2 protein-coding genes are annotated in these 1,992 nt (G+C 44.7%); both read left to right on the top strand.

Features of this window, described 5'->3' with window-relative positions:
• Positions 1-686, top strand: a 686-nt coding sequence (locus tag ACTHUG_RS11210; RefSeq protein ID WP_440386810.1) for a DUF2345 domain-containing protein, incomplete at its 5' end; no start/stop codon positions are given.
• 3 nt (positions 687-689) lie between these two features.
• Positions 690-1,992, top strand: a 1,303-nt coding sequence (locus tag ACTHUG_RS11205) for a hypothetical protein (protein WP_440386809.1), incomplete at its 3' end; no start/stop codon positions are given.

Here is a 1,992-nt window from a genome sequence, read left to right as displayed (position 1 = left end):
CCGGCATCGCCACCACAACAGAGCAAAGCCAACTGCATACCGCCAATGAAAACATCCACCTTATCAGCGGCAACCATACCGACATTACCGCCGGCCAAAGCCTGACCGCCCATGCGGCAGAGAGCCTCAATCTGTTTGCCCAAAGCAGCGGCATCAAGATGCAGGCCAATCAGGGTAAAGTGGAAGTACAGGCACAGAATGACGAATTGCAGCTGAATGCTTTGAAGGATGCAACGTTAACCAGCAGCGCAGGGAAGATTACCATTGCGGCGAAGGAGGAGATTCTGATCACCTGCAAAGGGGCGTATATCAAGTTGAGTAACGGGGAGGTTGAGATCGGGAGTCCGAAGGTGGTGAGGGTGAGGGCGCCGTTGGTGGTAACCATTCCATCGAATGTACCTGTGAAATTACCCGATTTCAAACAAATCTATTCGGGTCGTTATATTTTGAGAGACAGAAAAACTCAGAAAGTCGTAAGAAACCGTCCATATACTTTGACACTGGAAGATGGTAGCCAGATTGAAGGAATAACAAACAGTAAAGGTGAAACGATCATTGTTAATACGTCATCACCGCAGAAAGTTGTATTCGAGCAGGAGAAAAAAACGAAAAAAGAACCGCATCTGTTGCATATTGCCGGAGGGGGAACGATTAAATTACATTTTGAAATTTTTGATGAGGAATAATTTATGGCAATGATTACCCGGCTGAAAGTGCATAAAGAATACGCCGACATAGAACTTGGAGACTTGGGATATTTGTATATAGTATGGGACTTTGTTTTAAAGTATTACAATGGCGGATCGACAAAAAAATTAGATGCTTTCAGTGGATCTTGCAGCGTAAAAGGTAGAAAACAGAACGGATTCGACCGTGTGGTAAACCTTACCGAGCGAATGACCGGATATTATTGGCCGTATAAGCCCGAAGTAACTTTCAGTGTACCTGTGGGGAGAAGTGATGTTGTTCCTGTCCCGCATTTAATTGATGATCGGAAAGCAAAAAAAAGAGAAGAAAAAGAGACACAAAGTTTCATAGATAAAATAGGTAGAAAAATTGGCTTGCTAGACAAGACAACTCAAGGAAAAAACCGACGTCATACCCGCTGGAAATGCTCCGAACCTGTGTTACCAGGTGCGGAACGCAAACGTCCAGATCTGATTATCGTCGAAGACTACCATATCCGCTGGCCAGGTCGGGAGGCCTTAGCTTACGGAGAGAAGTATGACGATAACCTAAAACGGCTGGTAGAGATGAAGTATGGCGATGATGATCTTGACAACAAGCAGGACCAAGCCTATAAAAAAATTGCCACAAAGGAGCGGTTTGCCTTACTGGAGATCTATCAGGACAACGATGAGGGCAATACCGAAGGGGTGTACGAATTTTCACCGGAATTCGTCCCAGCCTTCGGTTTCAAGAAAGAAGACCTGTTGCCTAAAATCCGGCTCGAGCCATGGGTGGTTGCTCCTGAAGGTCGCCCCATCAATATCCTATCGGAAAAACTCATTGATAGGAAAAGTATGGAAACGGTATATCATCCCGAAACTGCCGCGCAAATTCTCCAAAACTCTCCTTGGCTTGAAGGATTCGGAAAATTTGAGAGTACAGAAAATGGTATACGCTGGGTAGGTGATGACGGGAAGATCGTAGAATATAGTAATCAAGAACTACAACAAGCAGTAGATTATTTAGAAGAGTATGAGGATATTCCACGTGATTACTTGCCTTATATTCAAGAAGCAGACGTGGTTATGTCGACAGATAATGCCTTAATGGTTGCAGTGAATTTCGTTAAAGAAAATAAGGAAGAAATTGTTACATTCATTGTTTTATCGGTAGCAACAATCGCATTGGCGTATTTTGCCTCTGCTGCCTTGGCAGGCTCAATCATGTTCGCCCTCCGTTTGGCAGTATTTGCACCTGCCTTAGGTGCTTCCGCCGACCTTTGGGCGGCAGACGAACGTTTTGAACAGCGTAGTAACTGTTATG

This window comes from Neisseria sp. P0022.S009, from assembly GCF_051956675.1.
Taxonomy (GTDB): Bacteria; Pseudomonadota; Gammaproteobacteria; order Burkholderiales; family Neisseriaceae; genus Neisseria.
Note: the sequence above shows the minus strand (reverse complement) of the source record. Positions and strands in the feature narration are given on the sequence as shown.